This is a genomic window from Synechococcus sp. SYN20 (assembly GCF_014279555.1).
Lineage (GTDB): Bacteria > Cyanobacteriota > Cyanobacteriia > PCC-6307 > Cyanobiaceae > Synechococcus_C.
The window spans coordinates 140,033-160,936 of sequence record NZ_CP047959.1; the positions used below are offsets into that span (position 1 = coordinate 140,033).

General features: G+C 58.5%; 22 protein-coding genes and 1 riboswitch. Of the genes, 16 read left to right on the top strand and 6 right to left on the bottom strand.

The features are described 5' to 3' along the window. The first annotated feature begins 16 nt into the window (after window positions 1-16). Window positions 17-1,447 carry an adenosylhomocysteinase gene (gene ahcY, locus SynSYN20_RS00680; protein ID WP_186524323.1) on the top strand — a complete coding sequence of 477 codons (1,431 nt, stop codon included), beginning with the start codon at window positions 17-19 and terminating at the stop codon, window positions 1,445-1,447. 453 nt (window positions 1,448-1,900) lie between these two features. Continuing rightward, window positions 1,901-2,560, top strand: coding sequence for a DedA family protein (locus SynSYN20_RS00685; RefSeq protein ID WP_186524324.1), 660 nt, complete (start codon window positions 1,901-1,903; stop codon window positions 2,558-2,560). An 84-nt stretch (window positions 2,561-2,644) separates the two neighbouring features. On the opposite strand, the gene SynSYN20_RS00690 is transcribed toward SynSYN20_RS00685, so the two are convergent. Next, on the bottom strand, window positions 2,645-3,025 hold the full coding sequence (locus tag SynSYN20_RS00690) for a single-stranded DNA-binding protein (RefSeq protein WP_115070391.1): 381 nt from the start codon (window positions 3,023-3,025) through the stop codon (window positions 2,645-2,647). A 136-nt stretch (window positions 3,026-3,161) separates the two neighbouring features. On the opposite strand from SynSYN20_RS00690, the gene SynSYN20_RS00695 reads away from it, so the two are divergent. The 7 genes from SynSYN20_RS00695 to SynSYN20_RS00725 all read left to right on the top strand — a co-directional run bounded on the left by SynSYN20_RS00695 (window position 3,162) and on the right by SynSYN20_RS00725 (window position 9,544). Continuing rightward, window positions 3,162-4,214, top strand: a complete 1,053-nt coding sequence (locus SynSYN20_RS00695; protein ID WP_304623042.1) for a rod shape-determining protein — start codon at window positions 3,162-3,164, stop codon at window positions 4,212-4,214. Between the two features lie 5 nt (window positions 4,215-4,219). After that, the gene (gene mreC / locus SynSYN20_RS00700; protein WP_186524325.1) at window positions 4,220-4,963 is read left to right on the top strand and encodes a rod shape-determining protein MreC; all 744 of its coding nucleotides are present in this window, start codon (window positions 4,220-4,222) and stop codon (window positions 4,961-4,963) included. Between the two features lie 3 nt (window positions 4,964-4,966). Continuing rightward, on the top strand, window positions 4,967-5,470 hold the full coding sequence (locus SynSYN20_RS00705; protein WP_186524326.1) for a rod shape-determining protein MreD: 504 nt from the start codon (window positions 4,967-4,969) through the stop codon (window positions 5,468-5,470). Further along, entirely contained in the window at window positions 5,467-6,789 is a 1,323-nt protein-coding gene (locus SynSYN20_RS00710; protein WP_186525352.1) for a sugar ABC transporter substrate-binding protein, read from the top strand. The genes SynSYN20_RS00705 and SynSYN20_RS00710 overlap by 4 nt, the downstream gene beginning before the upstream one ends. A gap of 137 nt (window positions 6,790-6,926) precedes the next feature. Further along, window positions 6,927-7,694 (top strand): response regulator transcription factor RpaB, encoded by a 768-nt coding sequence (gene rpaB, locus SynSYN20_RS00715; protein ID WP_186524327.1) that lies wholly within the window; start codon window positions 6,927-6,929, stop codon window positions 7,692-7,694. A 71-nt stretch (window positions 7,695-7,765) separates the two neighbouring features. Beyond that, window positions 7,766-9,235, top strand: coding sequence for a lysine--tRNA ligase (lysS, locus tag SynSYN20_RS00720; protein ID WP_186524328.1), 1,470 nt, complete (start codon window positions 7,766-7,768; stop codon window positions 9,233-9,235). 45 nt (window positions 9,236-9,280) lie between these two features. Continuing rightward, window positions 9,281-9,544: a hypothetical protein gene (locus SynSYN20_RS00725; RefSeq protein ID WP_006042532.1), complete on the top strand. Its 264-nt coding sequence runs from the start codon at window positions 9,281-9,283 to the stop codon at window positions 9,542-9,544. A gap of 22 nt (window positions 9,545-9,566) precedes the next feature. On the opposite strand, the gene SynSYN20_RS00730 is transcribed toward SynSYN20_RS00725, so the two are convergent. Genes SynSYN20_RS00730 through egtB form a run of 4 tightly spaced genes read right to left on the bottom strand, consistent with a single transcriptional unit; the run spans window position 9,567 to window position 12,529 of the window. After that, entirely contained in the window at window positions 9,567-10,052 is a 486-nt protein-coding gene (locus tag SynSYN20_RS00730) for a hercynine metabolism protein (RefSeq protein WP_186524329.1), read from the bottom strand. Next, window positions 10,049-10,282: a hercynine metabolism small protein gene (locus SynSYN20_RS00735; protein WP_186524330.1), complete on the bottom strand. Its 234-nt coding sequence runs from the start codon at window positions 10,280-10,282 to the stop codon at window positions 10,049-10,051. Before SynSYN20_RS00735 ends, SynSYN20_RS00730 begins: the two co-directional genes overlap by 4 nt. Window positions 10,283-10,313: 31 nt before the next feature. Beyond that, the gene (gene egtD, locus SynSYN20_RS00740; RefSeq protein WP_186524331.1) at window positions 10,314-11,306 is read right to left on the bottom strand and encodes an L-histidine N(alpha)-methyltransferase; all 993 of its coding nucleotides are present in this window, start codon (window positions 11,304-11,306) and stop codon (window positions 10,314-10,316) included. Continuing rightward, on the bottom strand, window positions 11,303-12,529 hold the full coding sequence (egtB, locus tag SynSYN20_RS00745; RefSeq protein ID WP_186524332.1) for an ergothioneine biosynthesis protein EgtB: 1,227 nt from the start codon (window positions 12,527-12,529) through the stop codon (window positions 11,303-11,305). The genes egtD and egtB overlap by 4 nt, the downstream gene beginning before the upstream one ends. A gap of 97 nt (window positions 12,530-12,626) precedes the next feature. Here egtB and SynSYN20_RS00750 point away from each other — a divergent pair, with 97 nt between their 5' ends. After that, a complete protein-coding gene (locus SynSYN20_RS00750) occupies window positions 12,627-14,675 on the top strand; it encodes a serine/threonine protein kinase (RefSeq protein ID WP_186524333.1) in 2,049 nt (682 codons plus the stop codon). On the opposite strand, the gene smpB is transcribed toward SynSYN20_RS00750, so the two are convergent. After that, on the bottom strand, window positions 14,669-15,163 hold the full coding sequence (gene smpB / locus SynSYN20_RS00755; RefSeq protein WP_186524334.1) for an SsrA-binding protein SmpB: 495 nt from the start codon (window positions 15,161-15,163) through the stop codon (window positions 14,669-14,671). The two genes, SynSYN20_RS00750 and smpB, sit on opposite strands and share 7 nt — an antisense overlap. Window positions 15,164-15,227: 64 nt before the next feature. Here smpB and ruvB point away from each other — a divergent pair, with 64 nt between their 5' ends. The 6 genes from ruvB (at window position 15,228) to thiC (ending at window position 20,739) form a co-directional block, all read left to right on the top strand. Then, window positions 15,228-16,307 carry a Holliday junction branch migration DNA helicase RuvB gene (gene ruvB / locus SynSYN20_RS00760; protein ID WP_186524335.1) on the top strand — a complete coding sequence of 360 codons (1,080 nt, stop codon included), beginning with the start codon at window positions 15,228-15,230 and terminating at the stop codon, window positions 16,305-16,307. Next, window positions 16,304-17,113 (top strand): tetratricopeptide repeat protein, encoded by an 810-nt coding sequence (locus tag SynSYN20_RS00765; protein ID WP_186524336.1) that lies wholly within the window; start codon window positions 16,304-16,306, stop codon window positions 17,111-17,113. Before ruvB ends, SynSYN20_RS00765 begins: the two co-directional genes overlap by 4 nt. After that, window positions 17,110-18,285, top strand: a complete 1,176-nt coding sequence (locus SynSYN20_RS00770) for an amidohydrolase (protein ID WP_186524337.1) — start codon at window positions 17,110-17,112, stop codon at window positions 18,283-18,285. Before SynSYN20_RS00765 ends, SynSYN20_RS00770 begins: the two co-directional genes overlap by 4 nt. Continuing rightward, on the top strand, window positions 18,282-18,512 hold the full coding sequence (locus SynSYN20_RS00775) for a DUF3188 domain-containing protein (RefSeq protein ID WP_186524338.1): 231 nt from the start codon (window positions 18,282-18,284) through the stop codon (window positions 18,510-18,512). Before SynSYN20_RS00770 ends, SynSYN20_RS00775 begins: the two co-directional genes overlap by 4 nt. A 1-nt stretch (window position 18,513) precedes the next feature. After that, on the top strand, window positions 18,514-19,140 hold the full coding sequence (locus tag SynSYN20_RS00780; RefSeq protein WP_186524339.1) for a HEAT repeat domain-containing protein: 627 nt from the start codon (window positions 18,514-18,516) through the stop codon (window positions 19,138-19,140). A gap of 41 nt (window positions 19,141-19,181) precedes the next feature. Further along, a riboswitch (TPP riboswitch) is annotated at window positions 19,182-19,290 on the top strand. Window positions 19,291-19,335: 45 nt separating this feature from the next. Next, window positions 19,336-20,739 carry a phosphomethylpyrimidine synthase ThiC gene (gene thiC / locus SynSYN20_RS00785; RefSeq protein ID WP_186524340.1) on the top strand — a complete coding sequence of 468 codons (1,404 nt, stop codon included), beginning with the start codon at window positions 19,336-19,338 and terminating at the stop codon, window positions 20,737-20,739. Window positions 20,740-20,904 lie beyond the last annotated feature (165 nt).

Genomic DNA, 20,904 nt, shown 5'->3' on the forward strand with positions numbered 1-20,904 from the left:
CAGGGAGCTTTTCAATATGGTGGCAACAGCCGCGGCAACGACCGAACTTCAGGTCGCAAAGGACTACGTCATTGCGGATATCGGATTAGCCGATTTTGGACGCAAGGAACTCAATATTGCTGAGACCGAGATGCCCGGTCTGATGGCATTGCGTGCCAAGTACGGCAAGGAGAAGCCCTTGAAAGGGGCCCGGATCGCCGGCTCTTTGCACATGACGATTCAGACCGCTGTTCTGATCGAAACTCTGATCGAGCTTGGTGCCGATGTGCGCTGGGCCTCCTGCAACATTTTCTCCACCCAAGACCATGCCGCCGCTTCGATGGCTGCTGCTGGAGTTCCCGTCTTTGCTGTTAAGGGTGAAACCCTTAAGGAGTACTGGGATTACACCCATAGCATTCTCGAATGGGGCGATGGTGGAGCGCCCAACATGATCCTGGACGACGGTGGCGATGCCACCGGTCTGGTGATGTTGGGTAGCAAGGCTGAGCAGGACATCACCGTGCTCGACAACCCTTCCAACGAAGAGGAGACCTTCCTGTTCGCCTCGATCAAGAAGAAGCTGGCGACGGATTCCAGCTTCTACAGCCGCATCAAGGCTGAGATTCAGGGCGTCACTGAGGAGACCACCACTGGAGTGGCACGTCTCTACAAAATGCAGAAGAGCGGAGAGCTTCCCTTCCCTGCGATCAACGTGAACGACTCGGTCACCAAGAGCAAGTTCGACAACCTCTATGGCTGTCGTGAATCCCTGGTGGACAGCATCAAGCGCGCAACCGACGTGATGGTGGCTGGCAAGCAGGCCCTCGTGGTTGGCTACGGCGATGTGGGCAAGGGTTCAGCCCAGTCATTGCGTGGTCTTGGCGCCACCGTTTGTATTGCTGAAGTGGATCCCATTTGCGCCTTGCAAGCTGCGATGGAGGGTTACCGGGTTGTCCGCCTTGAGGATGTGGTGGACCAGATGGACATCTTTGTAACCGCCACCGGTAACTACCAGGTGATCCGCAATGAGCACCTGGTGAAGATGAAGGACGAAGCGATCGTCTGCAACATCGGACACTTCGATAACGAGATCGATGTGGCTTCGCTCAAGTCCTATGAGTGGGACAACATCAAGCCTCAGGTGGATCACATCACGTTGCCAAGTGGCAACAAGATCATTCTTCTGGCCGAGGGTCGTCTCGTGAATCTGGGTTGCGCCACCGGTCACCCCAGTTTCGTGATGAGTAATTCGTTCACAAACCAGGTGTTGGCTCAGATTGAGTTGTTCACCAAGGGCAGCGAATATGGCAAAGAGGTGTACGTGCTGCCTAAGCACCTCGATGAGATGGTGGCTCGCCTCCATCTTGAGAAGATCGGTTGCAAACTCACCGAGTTGAGCAAAGATCAAGCTGATTACATCAACGTTCCTGTAGAAGGTCCCTACAAGCCTGATCACTACCGTTATTGATCGCTTTTTAGGTTGATTGAGGGCTGCAAATGCAGCCCTTTTTTTATGGCCTTGTTGCTTTTAAAGATTGCCTCGTAAGCGATGAATTATTCTCAGTTCCCTTCGTTTTTGCAATTGTGCTTGTCGGGATTTAATGGCTTTAGGTATTGCTTCTTTGCGAATTAAGCAGTGTATCGCTTTTCTGGGTAGTAAAATACATGCAAGATGATTGCAAAGCCTTATTTTTCTAGCGAGAAAAGCTAAAACAGTGCTGTTTCGTCTCGTGGGTTGCCACTGCTCGAGAGCTCGGGAAATGGCTCAGGCTTTTCGTTTCAAATGATTCTTTTCTGGCTCAGTGGCATAAATATTTCTGCTTTTCTAAAGGCTGATTCTGCTCTGTAAATCTCATCGTTGTCGAGGATGTGGCTTGGCCGAAAAGTATGAAATAATAATTTGAATTTGTTTTTGTTGTTGATGGGTCTGTCTGAACTGATTACCCAGCTCCCAGAGCTGATTGGACAGGCCGTCGAGGCGAATCAATGGTTGGGGTATGGCGCCATTTTTGCGGCCATGTTTCTGGAAAATTTGTTCCCGCCTATCCCCTCAGAGCTGATCATGCCTTTGGGTGGTTTTTATGTGCAGCAAGGGCAATTGCAATTCATCCCGGTTGTTCTTGCTGGTTTGATTGGAACGGTGTTGGGGGCGTTGCCTTGGTATGGCATCGGCCGCGTGATCAATGAGAAGCGGATTGAGCAATGGCTGGAGAGGCATGGCCGCTGGATCGGTATCAGTCCTGAGGAGCTCGCGCGAAGTCGCCGTTGGTTCAGCCGCTACGGCACAGCCCTCGTGTTTTGGGGACGGTTGGTGCCAGGCATTCGCACCTTGATTTCGGTTCCTGCAGGAATCGAGCTGATGCCGATGGCGCCATTCTTGATTTGGACCACGGCTGGCAGCCTGATCTGGACGCTGTTGCTCACCATCGCTGGCATGGTGCTGGGTGAGGGCTACAGCAATGTGGAGGTCTGGATCGACCCCGTTTCCAAAGTGATCAAGGTGGGCTTGGTTGTTGCCGTTTTGGCTGGTGGGATCTGGCTTGCCCTCAGGATTTGGCGTCGCCGTCAGTCGTCTGACTAACCAGCACCAGCTGACATAAGCCAGCAACCGGCTGTTGTGAGCCCCTCGATTAAAGGGAGCAGCCGGTCGCCATGGCGGGCTGATTCAGAAGGGAACTTCTTCGTCGCTCGGGCTCCCTCCCCCGAATCCTCCGGATCCAGCTTCGCTGTCGCGTTTGGAGCCCAGGAGTTCGAGGCGATCAACGCGAACAACAGGCTTACTGCGCTCTTCGCCGCTGTTGCGATCGGTCCAGCGATCCAATTTGAAGCTGCCGATGATGCCGAGAAGTGAGCCCTTTTTGACGTAATCGGCTGCAACCTGGGCTTGTTTTCCCCAGATCTCAAGGTTGAACCAATCCGGTTCATCGTCGCGGCTGCGGCGATTCACGGCGATGGTCAGGTTGGCCACCATGCTTCCCGATTCGAAGTAACGAACTTCGGGGTCTCGGCCGGCTCGGCCGACCAGGGTTACGGAGTTGACACCCATAAAGGATTGGTTCTGCGTGGAACAATGATGCGCCACGGTTGTCGTGGCTGCTTTTAAAAAGTTCCACCCTCAGCACCGGATGTATCAGACGGTGTATGTCACTCCATCTAAGATTCGTCGAATTGTGCCCCAACCAGTGCTTTTTCGTCGGTTTCAGCTCTCCCGTGACATCGGTATCGACCTCGGCACTGCCAACACCCTGATTTATGTCTCAGGAAAGGGGATCGTGTTGCAAGAACCCTCAGTAGTGGCGATTGATCTGGAGAGGGGGGTGCCTCTTGCCGTTGGTGATGAAGCGAAGCTGATGCTCGGCCGTACGCCCGGCAACATCCGTGCGATACGGCCCCTGCGCGATGGCGTGATCGCTGATTTTGATGCGGCTGAGCAAATGCTCAAAAGCTTCATTCAAAAAGGCAATGAGGGGCGTGGGATCGTCGCCCCACGCTTGGTCGTGGGAATCCCAAGTGGAGTGACGGGTGTGGAGCGCCGCGCCGTGCGTGAGGCCGGCCTGGCCGGCGCAAGGGAAGTGCATCTCATCGATGAGCCTGTGGCCGCGGCGATTGGTGCAGGTTTGCCGGTCACGGAGCCCGTTGGCACGATGATTGTGGATATCGGCGGTGGAACCACCGAAGTGGCGGTGCTCAGCCTCGGAGGCACCGTGCTGAGTGAATCCGTTCGCGTTGCCGGTGATGAAATCAGCGATGCGATCGGTGTCCATCTCAAAAAGGTTCACAACCTGGTGGTGGGTGAGCGCACCGCAGAAGACATTAAAATTCGAATCGGTTCCGCATTCCCCGACAATGAGTTTGATCAAACCTTGATGGATGTTCGTGGCCTGCATCTCCTATCGGGTTTGCCGCGCACGATTCAGCTTCAAGCCGGTGACCTTCGTGAGGCCATTGCTGAGCCACTCAACGTGATTGTTGAGGCGGTCAAGCGCACGCTCGAACGCACTCCTCCTGAGTTGGCAGCCGACATCGTTGATCGAGGAATCATGCTTGCCGGTGGTGGGGCCTTGGTGAGAGGGATAAGTGACCTGATCAGCCATGAGACGGGGATCTTTACCCACATTGCGGAAGATCCACTCCTCTGCGTGGTGAATGGTTGCGGTCAGGTGCTTGAGGATTACAAGCGCCTTCAGCGTGTCTTGGATACACCCGAATTCGTTCGATCAGACACGAGCCTCTAATCTCCATGGGCTCTTCGCCGTGGCCGCAGGGACCCCGTTCACGAAGCCTGAAACGAATCTGGCCTTGGCTCGTAGTGCTCGTAGTGCTGGCGATGGTGCGTTGGAGCAAGGGCGCCGGCTTTGCCGATGCTTATGCCCTCCTGACACGTCCGTTTTGGCCGGGTTCAGCTCAGAAACAGTGGATCCAGTCAGCGCAGCAGCAGAACACTGCCACGCGTTTGCAGCTGCTCGAGGTGGATAACGCCCGTTTGCGGGAGATGCTTGCGTTGGATCGTCAAGAGGCCAACAACGCCATTTCCGCAGCTGTGATCTCCCGAACGCCTGAGGGCTGGTGGCAGCAAATCGTGCTTGGAAAGGGGGTGCTGGATGGCATCCAACAAGGTGATGCGGTGATCGGTCCAGGTGGATTGATTGGCCGGGTTCAAAGTGCCACGCCTGCTACAAGCCTTGTGCGTTTGCTCACTGCCCCTGGGAGTCGAGTTGGCGTTTGGGTGCCACGTACCCGACAACATGCACTGCTGGTGGGAATGGGAACGTCTCGCCCTGAACTGAAATTCATCGACAAAGACGTGAAGGTTCGGCCTGGTGATTTGGTGAGCACCTCCCCAGCCAGCACCCTGTTGCCTGCGAATCTTCCAGTGGCCGTGGTGCAGTCCTTGAACTCCAGGGCGGTGCCGGCTCCAACGGCTTTGGTTCAGTTGATTGCGCCTCCGGATGCGATCGATTGGGTGCAGGTGAGTAGGCGCTGATCGATGGTTCGTCTTCATCGCCAACCGATCTGTGTTGCCTCTGGGTTGTTGGTGCCGTTGATCAGCTTGGCGGCACCGTCATGGCTGAGCTTGGGAGGTATTTTGCCGAGCTGGGCTGTGTTGTGGCTGCTGCCTTGGGCGCTGGTTGATGGACCGGTGTCGGGCGTGATCGCTGGTGCGGCGATGGGGCTAGTCCTGGATGGTCTCAGCGTGGGAGATGCCAGTCAGGTCCCTGCTTTGATGCTGTTGGGCTGGTGGTGGGGACGGCTTGGGCGGCGCGGACGCCCGATTCAACGCAGTCTCAATTTGGGGTTGCTGGCTTGGATCGGCACGATGGTGCTTGGGCTGACTCTTTGGGCGCAGCTGTTGGTTCAGGGGGTGGATGCTCCTCTCGCCAAAGCCTTTGCATTGCATACGCTTTTTGCGCAAGGGCTGATGACGGGCCTGATGGCCCCGATGATTGGGTCTTGGCAACTCCTGATCTGGCGACGGCGCACTCCCGCATGATTCAGCACACTTCGCATCGCCATAACTTCCATCGCCGCAGATGGCTCGCCCTGGCTCTTTTCAGCACGGTGTTGCTGATCGGGGGATGCCGGCGTGCCGCAGCTCCAGAGGGCGCTCTCCAGCTTTGGACTCTGCAATTAGCGCCCAAGTTCAACACCTACATGAAACAGGTGATCGATCGCTGGGACGCTGACCATCCCGATGCACCAGTGCGTTGGACAGATTTGCCTTGGGGTTCGGTGGAGCGGAAGCTCCTTGCTGCGGTGTTTGCGCGAACTGCTCCGGATGTGGTGAATCTCAATCCCCCCTTTGCGGCCAACTTGGCAAGCAAGGGTGGGTTGACCGATCTCACGCCGCTGTTGCCGCCCGATTCCGCTCAGCGCTATTTGCCTTCGGTGTGGCGTGCGGCAGGCGATCCAAAGGCGGGCCAGATTGCCGTTCCTTGGTATCTCACGGTGCGCCTCAGCTTGGTGAACCAGCAGTTGCTTCAAGAGGCTGGCGTCAGCTCGCCCCCTCGTCGTTGGGAGGATGTGCCTGCCTTTGCCCGTCAAGTGCGAGAGCGAACAGGGCGTTATGGCCTGTTTGTTACGGCCGTGCCCGACGATTCCGCCGAATTGCTGGAGTCGATGGTGCAGATGGGGGTCGTGTTGCTGGATCAAAAACAGCGAGCTGGATTCGACTCTCCCGAGGGGCGCAAGGCGTTTGCGTTTTGGACCGATTTGTATCGAGAGGGGCTTCTTCCAAGGGAAGTAGTCAGTCAGGGGCAGCGACGGGCGATTGAGCTCTACCAAAGCGGTGAGCTCGCCCTGCTGGCCAGTGGGGCTGAATTCTTACGCAGCATCCAGACCAATGCGCCTGGCGTGGCGTCGGTGACCTCCCCGCAACCGCCGCTCACCGGCGGTGATGGCACCGCCAATGTGGCGTTGATGACGCTTGCGGTCCCTCGTCAGAGTGAGCGACCGCGAGAAGCGTTGTCGTTTGCACTGGATCTCACGAACGGCCCGAATCAAGCGCGCTTTGCGCGCGAAGCCAGGGTGTTGCCCTCCTCCTTGGAGGCTCTCAGGCAGGTGCGCGCTGAGCTTGAAGCCGAGCGACCTGCAACTCCCGAGCAAGCTCAAATTCGAGAGGCAAGACTTCTTTCTGCCAAGACGCTGGAGCGGGCGAGGGTTCTTGTGCCTGCAACGCCCGGGGTGAAGCGTCTTCAAAGCATCGTGTACACCCAACTTCAGCGGGCGATGTTGGGTCAAATCAGCAGTGAGGAGGCGGTGCGTACGGCGGCTGAGCAATGGAATCGTTACTCAGAGGCGCGATGGCCCTAAGCCGCCACTCACGGCGTTTATGACTCGCGTTGAAGTGAAAACATAAAAACAATCGAAAGCCTGAGTTCTTAGCTTTTCGTGGCTCACGAACTGTTCACGCTGACCGGTAGAGTCGCTTCTCTTCACAATGTGTTGCGATGCCCACAGATGGGCCTTCTGTAAAAGGAACCATTCTTGTGGTGGACGACGAGCCAGCAGTGAGGCGGGTTCTGTTGATGCGTCTGCAATTAGCTGGTTACAACGTCGTCTCCGCTGAAGATGGCGAGGAAGCGCTGGAAAAATTTCACAGCGAATCACCGGATCTCGTCGTTCTCGACGTGATGCTTCCAAAGATGGATGGCTTTGCTGTCTGCCGGCGCTTACGCGCTGAATCCTGCGTTCCAATTATTTTTCTTTCGGCCCTGGAGTCCATCTCTGAGCGGGTGGCTGGCCTTGACCTTGGGGCTGACGACTATCTTCCGAAGCCATTTAGCCCCAAGGAGCTAGAAGCCCGCATTTCCACGATCCTGAGACGGGTGGGGTCTGGTGCTGCCACTGTTGAGCCCCGCGAAATTCCCAGTGGCCAAGGGGTGATGCGGGTTGGAGATTTAGTGGTGGATACCAATCGCCGACAGGTGAACCGTGGGACTGAACGGATCGCCCTTACTTACACAGAATTCAGCCTTCTTGAATTGCTATTTCGCGATCCAGGTCATGTGGTCCCGAGGGCCGAAATCCTTGAGCAGCTATGGGGTTATCCGCCTCGGCGTGCGGCTGATCTGAGGGTTGTTGATGTGTACGTTGCCCGCCTTAGAGGCAAGCTCGAGCCTGACCCCCGTAATCCTGAGCTAATTCTCACGGTGAGAGGCATTGGCTACGCGTCCCAACGCATGGGCGAGCCCGCAGGAACACCTGCAGCGGTTTGATGAATCTCGGGTGATCTGTTCGCTCTCGTGCCCTCCGCGGGGCAGGATGGCGCCCGACTGCTTCTTCTCTCTTGTCTGAACTTCGTGAGACCCGCTTGGAGAAGGCGAATGCTCTCAAGGAGCAGGGCCAAGAGCCATATGCGTTGCGTTTTGATCTCAGCGATCGCATGGCTCGCTTGCAAGCTGATCATGCTGATCTTGCGAACGGCACCGAGCGAGACCTGAAGGTTTCGGTTGCTGGTCGGGTGATGACGCGGCGGGTGATGGGCAAGCTTGCCTTTTTCACGCTGGCGGACGAAACGGGAACGATTCAGTTGTTCCTCGAGAAAGCAACGCTGGGAGACAGCTTTGCTCAACTCAGTTCCTTGGTGGATGCAGGCGACCTCATCGGGGTTCACGGCATCTTGCGTCGCACCGATCGGGGTGAATTGTCCGTGAAGGTGAGCGAATGGCAGATGCTCACCAAATCACTGCAGCCTCTGCCAGATAAATGGCACGGCCTGGCGGATGTTGAGAAGCGCTATCGCCAGCGCTATCTCGATTTAATCGTGACGCCGCAGTCCCGTGAAACGTTCCGGCGTCGGGCGATGGCCGTTAGTGCGATCCGCCGTTGGTTGGATGAACGCGACTTTCTAGAGATCGAAACACCGGTCTTGCAGTCCGAAGCCGGTGGTGCTGAGGCGCGGCCGTTCATCACGCATCACAACACCCTCGATCTGCCTCTTTACTTGCGGATTGCCACAGAGCTCCATCTCAAACGGCTCGTGGTGGGTGGATTTGAACGGGTGTATGAGCTCGGGCGGATCTTTCGCAACGAAGGGGTGAGCACCCGCCACAACCCTGAATTCACGTCGGTGGAGGTGTATCAGGCCTATGCCGATTACAACGACATGATGACGCTCACCGAACAGCTGATCGCTTCGGTGTGTGAGCAGGTGTGCGGCACAACCCGCATCAGCTATCAGGGCGTGGATGTGGACCTGACGCCGTCCTGGAGGCGCGCCACGATGCATAAACTCGTGCAGGAGGCCACTGGCCTTGATTTCAGCTCGTTCCAGACCCGTGAGGCGGCTGTGGAGGCGATGCGAGCCGCCAATCTTCCAACACCGGATAAGGCCGACACCGTTGGTCGGCTCTTGAACGAAGCGTTTGAGCATGCTGTGGAACCGAATCTGATCCAGCCCACCTTTGTGCTCGATTACCCGCAGGAAATTTCACCCCTGGCCCGTAAACATCGCAGCAAGCCAGGGCTTGTGGAGCGGTTTGAGTTGTTCATCGTGGGCCGTGAAACGGCCAATGCCTTTAGTGAGCTCACGGATCCTTTGGATCAACGAGGCCGCATGGAGCTTCAGCAGGAACGTCGTGCTGCTGGAGATGTGGAAGCCAGCGGAGTGGATGAGGATTTCATTCAGGCCCTAGAAGTGGGGATGCCCCCCACTGGTGGCCTGGGAATCGGGATTGACCGCTTAGTGATGCTGCTCACCGATAGCCCCTCCATTCGCGATGTCATTGCCTTTCCATTGATGCGACCAGAGGGGTGACCTGTCAGCATGGATAATTAAACCCAGTGGCAGGGTCCAATTCCCATGAGTGGTGAGCGCGTAGGTTTCCGCTTCAAACACGCCGATGCGGTGGTCAAGCGCAATCCGCAGGGACGTTCCCGTCGCGGATGGGTGATGGAGCCCGTGGAGCAGACCACGAGCCGAGGCACCAAGATGCCCGCATATCGCATTCGCTGGCGTGACAGTGAGCGTCCTGAGATTGTGCTGCAGCACATGCTGATCGCTGATCCAGACCCCACCCCTCCGCCTGAAAATGTGAGCCTCGAGCCACCTGCACCGAAGGCTTGATCGAGAGCGATCTCAAGCTTGATTAGCTGAGGCCTGTGTTGCGCCGCAACTCTTCTAACTCTTGTTGTGCTTCAAATAGGGCCCAATCCTCATCAAGGCTTCGTCTGGATGAGGATTGCTGTTCTTGCGTTCTAAGGCTGTTGAGCTGATCTTCGAGTTCGGCAAACTGAAGACCGAGGGCCTCGAACTCCTCCCAGAGTTTGCGGCCTTGCTGCATCAGACCAACAACATGCTGATCCGCCCGTTGCGCGAGTTCAAGGGCACCAGCCCTACGTGCTTTCTCGCCTCGTTTTGTCCAGGCCTGGACCTGCTCGGCGAGGGTGAGCAGTTGGCGGCGTAATTCCCTCGCTTGAAGTTGCTGCTGCCCACGACGATTGTGAAGATCCCTTTGGCGGTCTTGAAGATGCTGTTCTCGCAGTAATTGATCTTGGCTGGGATTACTGCTTAAAAACTGTTCAAGCCGTTCTTCCAGGCTGCGTTCGAGGTTGTCCAGCCAGGTGGGGCTCATGGGATTGGATCCGGTGCGCGCGTGATCAATGGAGCTTCGATTTCTTGCTCTAGCGGATTGATGGCACCTTCCCGTGAACGGAGCAACAGCTGGGTGAGGCGGGCGACCGAACCCTCCCCGAGCTCAAGGGCACCCAAGCGATCGAAGGCGTTGCGGTACACCGTTTCCAGCTCTTCGATCAGGGTCTCTCGTTGTAAACGGACTGTGGCCCGTTGCTCGTCGCGACTCATGGCTCAGCAGGGATGAAGGTCTGGATCTCACTCAGTCTGCGGGTTCTAAGAGATGTAAGGAGAGATCGTCATCCGGATCATGCCAGCGGCGCACCCAGTGCCACCCTGCCTGTTGCGCTAACGCAACAGCCTTTTCAGGGCTGTATTTCAGGCTGTATTCGGTGATCAGTGGCTCATCGCACTGGAAGGTCCAACGGTTATCCGCGATTCTGACCACTTGATCGCAGCTGCTGATCAAGGCCATCTGCACCCGCTGTTGTTCGTCTTGCCAATTCGCTTTGTAAGAAAAGGCTTGGGGGTCAAAATGTGCTCCCAAATCGGCATTGAGGCGATGCAGCAAGTTGCGTGCAAAGGCGGCTGAGATGCCAGCCGCATCGTTGTAGGCCGCTTCAAGGCGGACCTTGCTCTTGGGTTGGTCAAGACCAAGAAGCAGAGGTCCCCCCTTCAGCAACTGCTTGAACTGGCGCAGCACGCGGACGGCATCGTCCTGTTCAAAATTGCCGAGCGAGCTGCCAGGAAAGAAACCGATGCGGCGTTGGTTGCGCAGCAATGGGTGCTCAGGCACTGTCGTAAGTGTGCTGTGATCGCAGCAAATCCCAAGCATTGGCACCTCCGGATGGCGTTGTTGCAGAGCTGCGGTGGCCTTGCCTAAATGCTCGGCACTGATGTCGAGGGCTACGTAGGCGGCGGGATGGATCGCGTTGAGAAGAGGGCCTACTTTTTGGGCGCTGCCAGCACCGAATTCCACGATCACCCCTTCACCGATGGCTGACGCAATCTCGGGGGCAGCCAACTCGAGCAGAGCAATTTCGGTGCGCGTGAGGCTGTATTCGGGTTGCTCACAGATGCGATCGAACAGGCGTGAGCCCTCCTCGTCATAGAGAAACCAAGCCGGGAGTTGGCGGGGACAACGGTTGAGCCCGATCCGCACGAGCTGTTCCATATCCGCTGCTGGCGGATGGAGGTCGATCAGTTCGGGTTTTTGATCGGTCTGGTGAGAGGTCTGTTGAGAGGTGGTGGTCATCGGGCCAAGCGCAGGCCAGCCGCCATCCAGCGGCTAGAGGGAGCAAAAAAATTGCGGTAGGTGTTGCGGGCATGCCCCTCTGGAGTGAGGTGGCTGCTGCCCCGCAACACAAATTGGGAGGTCATGAACTTGCCGTTGTACTCGCCCACGGCTCCTTGGGCAGGCTGAAATCCGGGATAAGGCCGGTAGGGACTTGCGGTCCATTGCCAAAGCTCAGCATGGCTTTGCTTGAGCTGCAGCCCCTGCTCTAGGGCGGCCATCTCCCATTCGGCCTCCGTTGGTAAGCGGGCTTCAGCCCAACGGGCATAGGCATCGGCTTCAAACCAGCTGAGATGACGCACCGGGCGATGGTCGTTTAACGGGCAGCGTCCGGCCAGGGTGAACTCCCAAGCCCAAGCTTGCTGTTCACCACTCTGCCCTTGGCGCCAGTAACGCGGTGCATTCCACTGCCGCTCTGTGCGCATGGCCCAGCCCTCACTCATCCAGAGTTCGGGGCGCTGATAGCCGCCGTCCTCGATAAAAGCCCTGTAGTCGCCGTTGCTCACCAAGCGATCGGCCAGGTCATAGGGCTCGAGCCACACGCGATGCCGTGGTTCCTCATTGTCGAAATGGAAGGGATGGACGTTGTTGGTGCCGCCGTGCTGTTGCGTGTCTTGGCCGATCTCCACCAGGCCTCCAGCAGATGGCAGCCAAACGGGAGGCGTCCTGTCATGGGAAGCCGCTTCGGGCTCCTGCCAATCCGTTCGATACGCCGGTTCCAAGGGCTGACGGCTGAAGGCATCGAGGAGATCCATCAACATCAATTCCTGATGCTGCTGCTCGTGCTGAAGACCCAGTTCCACGAGGTTCAGCCAGGGCGAATCGCCATTGGCTTGGAGCAGGTCTGCCAGGGCCTGGGTCACCTTGTGCCGCCAAGCGATCACCTCCGCTATCGGTGGCCTGCTGAGTAAGCCCCGTTGCGGTCTGGGTTGCCGCGGGCCAACCGCGTCGTAATAGGAGTTGAAAAGGTAGCTCCAACGGGCATCCGCCCCTTCGTAACCAGGGCAATGGGGGATCAGAACAAAGGTTTCAAAAAACCAGGTGGTATGGGCGAGATGCCATTTGGGGGGGCTCGCATCAGCCATGCCCTGGAGGCAGAGATCTTCGGCTTCCAGCGGCTCAATTAAAACTTCGCTGCGGCGGCGCACGTCCATCAGCCGGCTGAGCAGCGTGCCGGAGTCCATGGAAGGTTGAAGCTCGGGACAGTGACCTTAGTGAGGCCACGCTGCAGGTGCTTTCACGAAACTCCCCCTACCATCAACCGATTAAGGCAATGTCGTTGTGATCGGCACGCTGCTGGCTGAGCGCTATCGCTTGGATCAATGTCTGACGGCAGACACCTCTGCACCGCAGGGACAGCTTTGGCGTGGCACCGATGTGTTGGCCTCCGATGCGCCAGTGGCACTGCGGCAGCTTCAAGATCCTGAGGCGCAAGAGCGGTTTCGCCAGCTGTGGCCGGCGATGCAATCGGTGCTTCACCCGCTGATCCCACGCTTCGGAGGCCTGCTGGAGGAATTGGATTCGCTCTGGCTGGTGAGGGAGTGGCAGGAAGGATCCAGCTTTGGGCAGATTCAGCAGCAGCGGCGCGAGCGTCAGCTGGTGTTTGGTGGCGGCGAAGTGCTGCTGTTGTTGCGTCAGCTCCTCCCCGTGTTGGGCGTTCTTCATGGCAAGGGACTGGTCCATGGCGATATCAACCCGAGCAATCTTCTGCGCCGTGATCAGGATGGATTGCCGGTTTTGCTGGATTTTGGCCTGCTGCAAAACCTGGGAACCGCACCGCTTCTAGGAGCCTCGGCCAGCTACGCGCCGCGGGGACAAGGCCGCGGCGAGATGGCCGCACCATGGATGGATTTGCATGCTCTGGGTGTGACGGCCTTGACATTGCTGAGCGGACGGGCACCGGAGGCCTTGCTGCCTGCCGATGCCAGCGAATGGCCATGTCCCTCAGGCCTCGAGATCCATGAGGGCTTCCGCGAGGTGCTGGAACGCTTGCTCAGTGAGCTTCCAGGTCGCCGTTTTGAGCAGGCCGGGGAGGTTTTGCAGGCCTTGAAAGCGGTTCCCATGCCTGAATCGACCGGACCGATGCCGAGTTCAGAGCGCACGGTCGTGCTCGCGCCTGTGGTGCTGGCCTCCGCTGAACTCCCTGCCGCCCTTCCGCAGGCTGTTGTCTCGCCTTCCCCTCAGCCTCGCCGGCGTCAGCGCGCTGATGAGCGCCAAGTGGCGGCGGAAGGCCGGTTATGGCCCGTGGCGATTGCCCTGTTGTTATCGGCGGTCGTAGGTACGGCGATTGGCTGGTTCCTGCTCAGCCGCGGCAATGCTCCAGCTGGTGTGCCTTCCACGGATCGAGATGTGGTGGGTCGCTCGCCGACGGCCAGCCTTCCGCCCGCAGAGGTGGATCAGCGTCAACAACTGCTCAGTCGATTAAGGGCTCTGCAGGTCGACCGCAGCTGGTTCTTGGAGCTCGTGGATGCCAGCTTGTTGGCCCAATTCCCCGAGCGAAGCGGTCGTTTGCCCAGTGATTCCCTGGAGGATGCGCCCCTGCGCCAGGTTTGGAACGAGCTAGCCAATGAGTGGTTGGCAAGGGTGGAGCAGTTGCCTCCAGGCTTGCGTCGCCGACTGGGGTCACTGGATCCCAAGGATTGGCAGACCCAGCGTGAGGCCCTTGTAGCGCAAGGGGTGAATGACAGGGTGGTGGAACAGCTGGTCTCCGTGGCGGCCAACACCCTGTTGCCGGGGGTGGCCTCAGGAACCAAGCCACCCGAACCGTTCCGGCAGCTTTGGTTTGCGGCTGCCTTGCGCAGCCTGGAAGAGGTCAAGATTGAAAAAGTGAAGGCCGGAGCTGAGATGGCCACCGTGTTGTCCAGTCGTGTACCCGCCGATAGCGCCCGTTTGATTTCGATTCAGGTTCCGGCCAATCGCCGGTTGGTGCTCGGCATTAATGGAACGCCGTTAATGCAGATGACCGTCTATGCCGCTGACGGCTCCATTGCTGCCGAACGGGGCCCTTTGCGCGTGGTCACCCTGGCGGCTGATGTGGGCACGCCTGTGCAGGTGCTCGTGACCAATGAAGGTGTCGCTTCCGGCCTGCTGACCCTGTCTTGTCGCGCTGACCTGCCGATCACGAATCCTGCACCGAAAGCAGTGCCGAAACCCCTGCCAAGGGTGGATCGCAATCCGATTGCCGATCCGGCGACGGGAGCGCAGGGACCGGTGGAGGCGTTGCCAGAACCCCCTGGCCCGAAGCCAGCCGGCGTGAAAGAGGACGTCTCCCCGGAGCCAGCGGCCCAAGAGCCGTCCGCTGAGCCAGAAGCGGGTCTGCTGAATCAATAGCGGGCGATCGCGTCCCGGGTTTCTTTTTTGACCTGCTTGTCTTTGGCGGCGGCCCGCTTGTCATGGAGCTTGCGTCCCTTGCCAAGGCCGATGGTCACCTTGATCCATGACCCCTGCAGGTGCAGGTTGAGGGGAATCAGGGTGAGCCCTTTTTGTTCCAGGTGACCCCGTAATTTGTCGATTTCGCGGCGATGGGCGAGCAGCCGCCTCACTCGCAGTGGCTCGTGATTGAAATAGCGACTGGCGTGGGTGTGCGGGGAGATGTGAACGTTGTGGAGGTGCAGTTCTCCGCGCCTGATCAGGCAGAAGCCATCGCGAAGATTGGCTTGCCCCGCGCGCACCGATTTCACCTCGGTCCCCAGGAGTTCGATTCCCGTTTCTAGGGTTTCAAGGATTTCGTACTGGTGTCTTGCCAGTCGATTGTCGGCCAGCAGGCGATTGGCCGCTGCTCTTGCCGCTGCACTCTTCTTGCCGCCTCCCTTGCCCATCTCGCGTCAGGCCCCACGGCCGATCGGTCTCCCGACCTTATCCAGCTATCGGTACCCTGCGACCATGGCGATTGTTTCTTCCAACGCTGGATCCTCCAAGGGAGCTCCCCGACCGAAGCCGTCGCGGGTGGTGGATGCAACGCGTCAACAGGATGAATCGGCCGAGCTGAGCGCCACGAAGGAAGACGGTCTTAGGCCGCGGCGTCTCGACGATTACATCGGTCAGCGTGAACTCAAACAGGTGTTGGGGATTGCGATTCAGGCGGCGATGGGGCGGGGTGAGGCCCTCGACCATGTGTTGCTCTATGGCCCTCCCGGCCTGGGTAAAACCACCATGGCGATGGTGCTTGCTGAAGAACTTGGTGTCACCTGCCGGATCACCAGCGCCCCGGCCCTGGAGCGCCCTCGCGACATTGTTGGCCTGCTCGTGAATTTGCAGCCGAAGGAGGTGCTGTTTATCGATGAGATTCATCGGCTCACCCGCGTTGCCGAAGAGCTGCTCTATCCGGCAATGGAAGACCGGCGCCTTGATCTCACCGTTGGCAAAGGCAGTACGGCGCGAACGCGAGCCTTGGAGTTGCCGCCCTTCACCCTGGTAGGGGCCACCACACGGGCCGGTGCACTGAGCTCTCCCCTGCGCGATCGCTTTGGACTGATTCAGCGCCTGGAGTTTTATGGAGAGGAGGATCTGCAAGCGATTGTGATGCGGGCTGCGGGTTTGCTGGCGCTGCAGCTTTCGCCTGAGGCTTGTGCCGAGATTGCCCGCCGTTGTCGGGGCACCCCCCGGATTGCCAACCGACTGTTGCGCCGGGTGCGGGATGTGGCCTGCGTGCGTGAGGTGTCGGGCTGCATCGATGTGCAATTGGTGGATGAAGCACTCACGCTGCATCGTGTGGATGGCAAGGGCCTTGATGCCAGTGACCGTCGCCTGTTGGAGCTGTTGCTTCAGTCCCATGGGGGCGGCCCCGTTGGTCTCGACACCTTGGCCGCGGCGCTTGGCGAGGATCCCACCACCCTGGAAGCCGTGGTGGAGCCCTATTTGCTTCAGCTCGGGTTTCTGCAGCGCACCCCCCGTGGACGGGTTGTCACGCCCGCTGGCCGAGGCCACCTGGGCTGGCCTGCAGATGAGGGGGATGCGGCATGAGCGTTGATCTCAAGCGTTGGTTCTCCTTCTTTTTGGTTGCCTTCGGGGTTGTGGTGTTGCTTGGGGCTGATCCAGCTTTTGCTGAATCGCTTCCCAACGATCAGCACCGTCAATTGTTTGAGCAGGCCCTGCGCTTTAGCCGTCAGGGTGACCCGCAGCAGGCCCTCGAGGGATGGGATCAGGTGCTGGCGCTGGCTCCGGATGATGCGGCGGCCTGGAGCAACCGCGGCAATGTGCGTTTGGTCTTAGGCGATACCGAGGGGGCGATCGCCGATCAAACCAAGGCGATTGAGCTCGCTCCAGAGGAAGCTGATCCCCACCTCAATCGGGGTACGGCTGAGGAGGCCTTGCAGGATTGGACGGCAGCCGAGCAGGATTACAACTGGATTTTGAAGCGGGATCCTCAAGATGCTTCGGCGCTCTACAACCTCGGCAATGTGCGCGGCTCGGAAGGTGATTGGGAATCCGCTGAAGCCCTCTATGGGCGCGCCGCTGAGGCCCGTCCTGGGTTTGCAATGGCGCGCTCTAGCCGGGCTTTGGCCCTTTACCAACTCGAAGCTTTTGACGAAGCTGAGCGGGAGATGCGCAACTTGATCCGTCGTTATCCGATGTTTGCTGATGCGCGCGCTGGCTTGAGTGCGCTGCTTTGGATCCGTGGCTCTAAGGGTGAGGCCGAAAGCAATTGGGCCGCGGCTTCTGGCTTGGATCCCAGTTATCGCGAAGCCGATTGGTTGCTCCAGGTGCGTCGCTGGCCGCCCCGCCCTGTGGCTGATTTACAGCGTTTGCTGGCTCTGGAGAGCGCATGACCACCACCACTCCCCCTCTTCAGCAGCGGCTTGAGGCGATCTTGCCCGAGTTGATCGAGCTGCGACGCCATCTTCATTCGCATCCGGAATTGAGTGGGGAAGAGCATCAGACCGCGGCCCTGATTTCCGGTGAGTTGCGTCAGTGTGGCTGGCGTGTTCGTGAAGGGGTGGGGCGCACCGGGGTGATGGCGGAGCTTGGGCCTCAGAGCGGGCCCCAGTTGGGTTTGCGCGTGGATATGGATGCTTTACCGGTGGAGGAGCGCACGGGTTTGCCCTACGCCTCCCTGCGCCAAGGGGTGATGCATGCCTGCGGCCATGACTTGCACAGTTGTATTGGCTTGGGGGTGGCGCGCTTGTTGGCGCAGGAGCCGTCCTTGCCAGTGGGGATGCGCCTGCTGTTTCAGCCTGCAGAGGAGATCGCCCAAGGGGCTCGCTGGATGCGCGATGACGGCGCTACCGACGGCCTTCATGCCCTGTTTGGCGTGCATGTGTTCCCTTCCTTGCCGGTGGGCACGATTGGGGTGCGCAGCGGCAGCTTGACGGCTGCTGCTGGTGAGTTGGAAATTGAGGTGATCGGTGAAGGCGGTCATGGAGCCAGGCCCCATCAATCCGTTGATGCGATTTGGATTGCAGCTCGGGTGGTGTCGGGATTGCAGGAGGCGATCAGTCGTCGCTTGGATGCCTTGCATCCGGTGGTGGTGAGTTTTGGAAAAATCGAGGGGGGCAAGGCCTTCAACGTGATCGCTGATCGGGTCACCCTTCTTGGCACGGTTCGCTGCCTCTGCGCCGACCTCCATGAACGCTTGCCAGCCTGGATTGAGGAGACGGTGCAAGCCATTTGCGGGAGCTTTGGTGCCAGTGCCCGGGTGCGTTACCGCTGCATTGCACCTCCGGTCCGCAATGATCCCGCCCTTACCGCTTTGCTTGAGCGCAGTGCCGTTGAACAACTTGGGGCAGATCAAGTGCAACGCCTGGAGCAGCCCTCGCTTGGCGCCGAAGATTTTGCTGAACTGTTGCAGGACGTACCCGGCAGCATGTTCCGCCTGGGGGTGGCTGGTGCTGATGGATGTGCAGCGCTCCACAACGGCCATTTCAACCCTGAGGAAGGGGCCCTAGTCGTAGGGGTTCAGGTCTTAACGGCTGCGATGTTGGCTTGGACTCCCAGCCCATGAGCCGTCAAACCCGCACCAGAATCCACATTGTGTTGTCTCTGGCGGCACCGCTGATGGTGCTGCTCGGAGTGTCGGCGATGTTGCAGCGCGAAGGCCCCGACCGCTGGCAAACTCTTCCTGCCATCCTTGTGGGATCTGGCTTGGTCATCCATGCCGTGGTGGGCCGTCGTCATCGCCGCCATCAGTTGTTGATCGCCTTGCGCACCACCCGTTCTCAGGAGGATTGAGATGGCTAGCACCCCCGAACAGACCGTACCCAACCCTGAGGAGCTGCGGGCAGCGATCGCGTCGGGTGACCCGGTGCAAGCGATGCCAGCGCTTGCCAAATTGCGAGCGCTGCCCGATTCAGACAACGACAGTGTGGTGATTCCCTTGCTGATCCTGGGCAGCGAACAGCAGGCCTTTTTGGTGCGCTCCTTGAGCTGCAGCGGTTTGGGCTACCGGCGCAATGAACAGGGTTGGCAGGTGCTGATGCGGCTGGTCTCAACAGATGACGATCCCAATGTGCGCGCCGAAGCGGCGAATGCATTAGCGAGCTACGGGGTGGAGCGGGCCTGGCCCCTGTTGCGCGAGAGCTTCGCGAAGGATGGCGCTTGGCTGGTGCGTTGCAGCATTCTTTCCGCACTCGCGGAGCAGCCCGACATCAACCCGGCTTGGTTGCTGGATCTTGGCAAGCAAGCGATCGCAGACGCCGACGGAACCGTGCGGGTGAGCGGGGCGGAAATCTTGGCCCGGGTGGTGCGCGAGCAAACCGGAGAGGCGAATGGCTCAGAAGCCAGGGCGTTGCTTCAGCCGTTGCAGCAGGACGCTGATCACCGTGTGGTGGCGGCTGCCCTGAATGGCTTGCAGCCCTAAATGCAGAAGTGGGTCAGACCGGAAAAGCGTTGCTAGCTTTCAAAGACCACTAGGGGTGCCCCGGCTTTCTTTGCGATCGCCAGGGCTGAGATCACACCCTCTGAACTTGATCCGGGTCATGCCGGCGCAGGGAAGTGAACGATGTGATCTTCGGCTGTTTGGTCGGCTCCTGGCAATTCCGCTGCTGCCAAGGACATGCGTACTGAATGGGTTTCCGCTCGTAAGGGCCAGGCCAATGTGTCTCAGATGCATTACGCCCGTAAGGGTGTGGTGACGGAGGAGATGGCCTATGTGGCCACGATCGAGAACCTTCCGGAATCGCTTGTGATGGAAGAGGTGGCGAGGGGTCGGATGATCATTCCCGCCAATGTGAATCACACCAATCTGGAGCCGATGGCGATTGGCATCGCCAGCAAATGCAAGGTGAACGCCAACATTGGTGCGTCCCCCAATGCTTCGGATGCAGCGGAGGAGGTGAACAAGCTGAAGTTGGCCGTGAAATATGGCGCCGACACGGTGATGGATTTGTCCACTGGAGGCGTGAACCTGGATGAAGTGCGGACGTCGATTATTGGTGCCTCCTCCGTTCCGATTGGCACGGTGCCTGTGTATCAGGCCTTGGAAAGTGTGCATGGCTCGATCGAGAAACTTGATGAAGATGATTTCCTGCACATCATCGAAAAGCATTGCCAACAGGGCGTTGATTACCAGACGATTCACGCTGGCCTGTTGATTGAACATCTCCCCAAAGTGAAGGGACGTCTCACCGGAATTGTGAGCCGAGGCGGCGGAATTTTGGCCCAGTGGATGTTGTATCACCACCGTCAAAATCCTTTGTTCACGCGTTTTGACGATATTTGCGAGATTTTTAAGCGCTACGACTGCACCTTCTCCCTAGGCGATTCACTTCGCCCTGGTTGTCAGCACGATGCCTCCGATGCGGCCCAACTGGCTGAACTGAAAACGCTCGGTGAGCTCACCCGCCGGGCTTGGAAGCACGACGTGCAAGTGATGGTGGAGGGTCCAGGTCATGTGCCCCTTGACCAAATTGAATTCAACGTGAAAAAGCAAATGGAGGAGTGCAATGAAGCGCCCTTCTATGTGCTGGGTCCGTTGGTGACCGACATCGCTCCTGGCTACGACCACATCACCTCCGCGATTGGTGCGGCGATGGCGGGCTGGCATGGCACCGCAATGCTCTGCTATGTGACGCCAAAAGAGCACTTGGGTCTTCCCAATGCAGAAGATGTGCGTGAGGGGTTGATTGCCTACAAGATCGCAGCTCACGCGGCTGATATCGCCCGTCATCGTCCTGGTGCGAGGGATCGCGATGATGAACTGAGCCGGGCCCGTTATAACTTCGATTGGAATAAGCAGTTTGAGTTGTCCTTAGATCCTGAGCGGGCGAAGGAGTATCACGACGAAACCCTGCCAGCAGACATCTACAAGCAAGCTGAGTTCTGTTCGATGTGCGGTCCCAAGCACTGCCCGATGCAAACCAAAATCACCGATGAGGATCTTGCTGGCTTAGAAGATATTCTTAAGGCCAAAAGTGGTGCTGGGGAATTGGCTGGTGTGAAGTTGGACAAAGAAATCTGAGATGTCCGCGCATGGCATTAGTACGCCTCTCCCTCGAGGCGTGCTTGCAAGCAGATAAAGGACCCTGAAAACATTTGTAGAAGTTAGTTCATATGGTTATAGATTCCTTCTTCTTGGCAGTAAATAGCCGCCAAAAGTAAATAGTCAGCCCTTTTTTTGGTGCTT

What these genes read in the sequence shown, in the direction of transcription:
- mreC (WP_186524325.1), top strand. Translation starts at nt 4,220, where the DNA reads ATGGGCTCTTCGCCGTGGCCGCAGGGACCCCGTTCACGAAGCCTGAAA.
- SynSYN20_RS00685 (WP_186524324.1), top strand. Translation starts at nt 1,901, where the DNA reads ATGGGTCTGTCTGAACTGATTACCCAGCTCCCAGAGCTGATTGGACAG.
- SynSYN20_RS00780 (WP_186524339.1), top strand. Translation starts at nt 18,514, where the DNA reads ATGGCTAGCACCCCCGAACAGACCGTACCCAACCCTGAGGAGCTGCGG.
- SynSYN20_RS00725 (WP_006042532.1), top strand. Translation starts at nt 9,281, where the DNA reads ATGAGTGGTGAGCGCGTAGGTTTCCGCTTCAAACACGCCGATGCGGTG.
- egtD (WP_186524331.1), bottom strand. Translation starts at nt 11,306, where the DNA reads ATGACCACCACCTCTCAACAGACCTCTCACCAGACCGATCAAAAACCC.
- egtB (WP_186524332.1), bottom strand. Translation starts at nt 12,529, where the DNA reads ATGGACTCCGGCACGCTGCTCAGCCGGCTGATGGACGTGCGCCGCCGC.
- ruvB (WP_186524335.1), top strand. Translation starts at nt 15,228, where the DNA reads ATGGCGATTGTTTCTTCCAACGCTGGATCCTCCAAGGGAGCTCCCCGA.
- SynSYN20_RS00705 (WP_186524326.1), top strand. Translation starts at nt 4,967, where the DNA reads ATGGTTCGTCTTCATCGCCAACCGATCTGTGTTGCCTCTGGGTTGTTG.
- smpB (WP_186524334.1), bottom strand. Translation starts at nt 15,163, where the DNA reads ATGGGCAAGGGAGGCGGCAAGAAGAGTGCAGCGGCAAGAGCAGCGGCC.
- SynSYN20_RS00765 (WP_186524336.1), top strand. Translation starts at nt 16,304, where the DNA reads ATGAGCGTTGATCTCAAGCGTTGGTTCTCCTTCTTTTTGGTTGCCTTC.
- SynSYN20_RS00735 (WP_186524330.1), bottom strand. Translation starts at nt 10,282, where the DNA reads ATGAGTCGCGACGAGCAACGGGCCACAGTCCGTTTACAACGAGAGACC.
- thiC (WP_186524340.1), top strand. Translation starts at nt 19,336, where the DNA reads ATGCGTACTGAATGGGTTTCCGCTCGTAAGGGCCAGGCCAATGTGTCT.
- ahcY (WP_186524323.1), top strand. Translation starts at nt 17, where the DNA reads ATGGTGGCAACAGCCGCGGCAACGACCGAACTTCAGGTCGCAAAGGAC.
- SynSYN20_RS00730 (WP_186524329.1), bottom strand. Translation starts at nt 10,052, where the DNA reads ATGAGCCCCACCTGGCTGGACAACCTCGAACGCAGCCTGGAAGAACGG.
- SynSYN20_RS00710 (WP_186525352.1), top strand. Translation starts at nt 5,467, where the DNA reads ATGATTCAGCACACTTCGCATCGCCATAACTTCCATCGCCGCAGATGG.
- SynSYN20_RS00690 (WP_115070391.1), bottom strand. Translation starts at nt 3,025, where the DNA reads ATGGGTGTCAACTCCGTAACCCTGGTCGGCCGAGCCGGCCGAGACCCC.
- SynSYN20_RS00775 (WP_186524338.1), top strand. Translation starts at nt 18,282, where the DNA reads ATGAGCCGTCAAACCCGCACCAGAATCCACATTGTGTTGTCTCTGGCG.
- rpaB (WP_186524327.1), top strand. Translation starts at nt 6,927, where the DNA reads ATGCCCACAGATGGGCCTTCTGTAAAAGGAACCATTCTTGTGGTGGAC.
- SynSYN20_RS00770 (WP_186524337.1), top strand. Translation starts at nt 17,110, where the DNA reads ATGACCACCACCACTCCCCCTCTTCAGCAGCGGCTTGAGGCGATCTTG.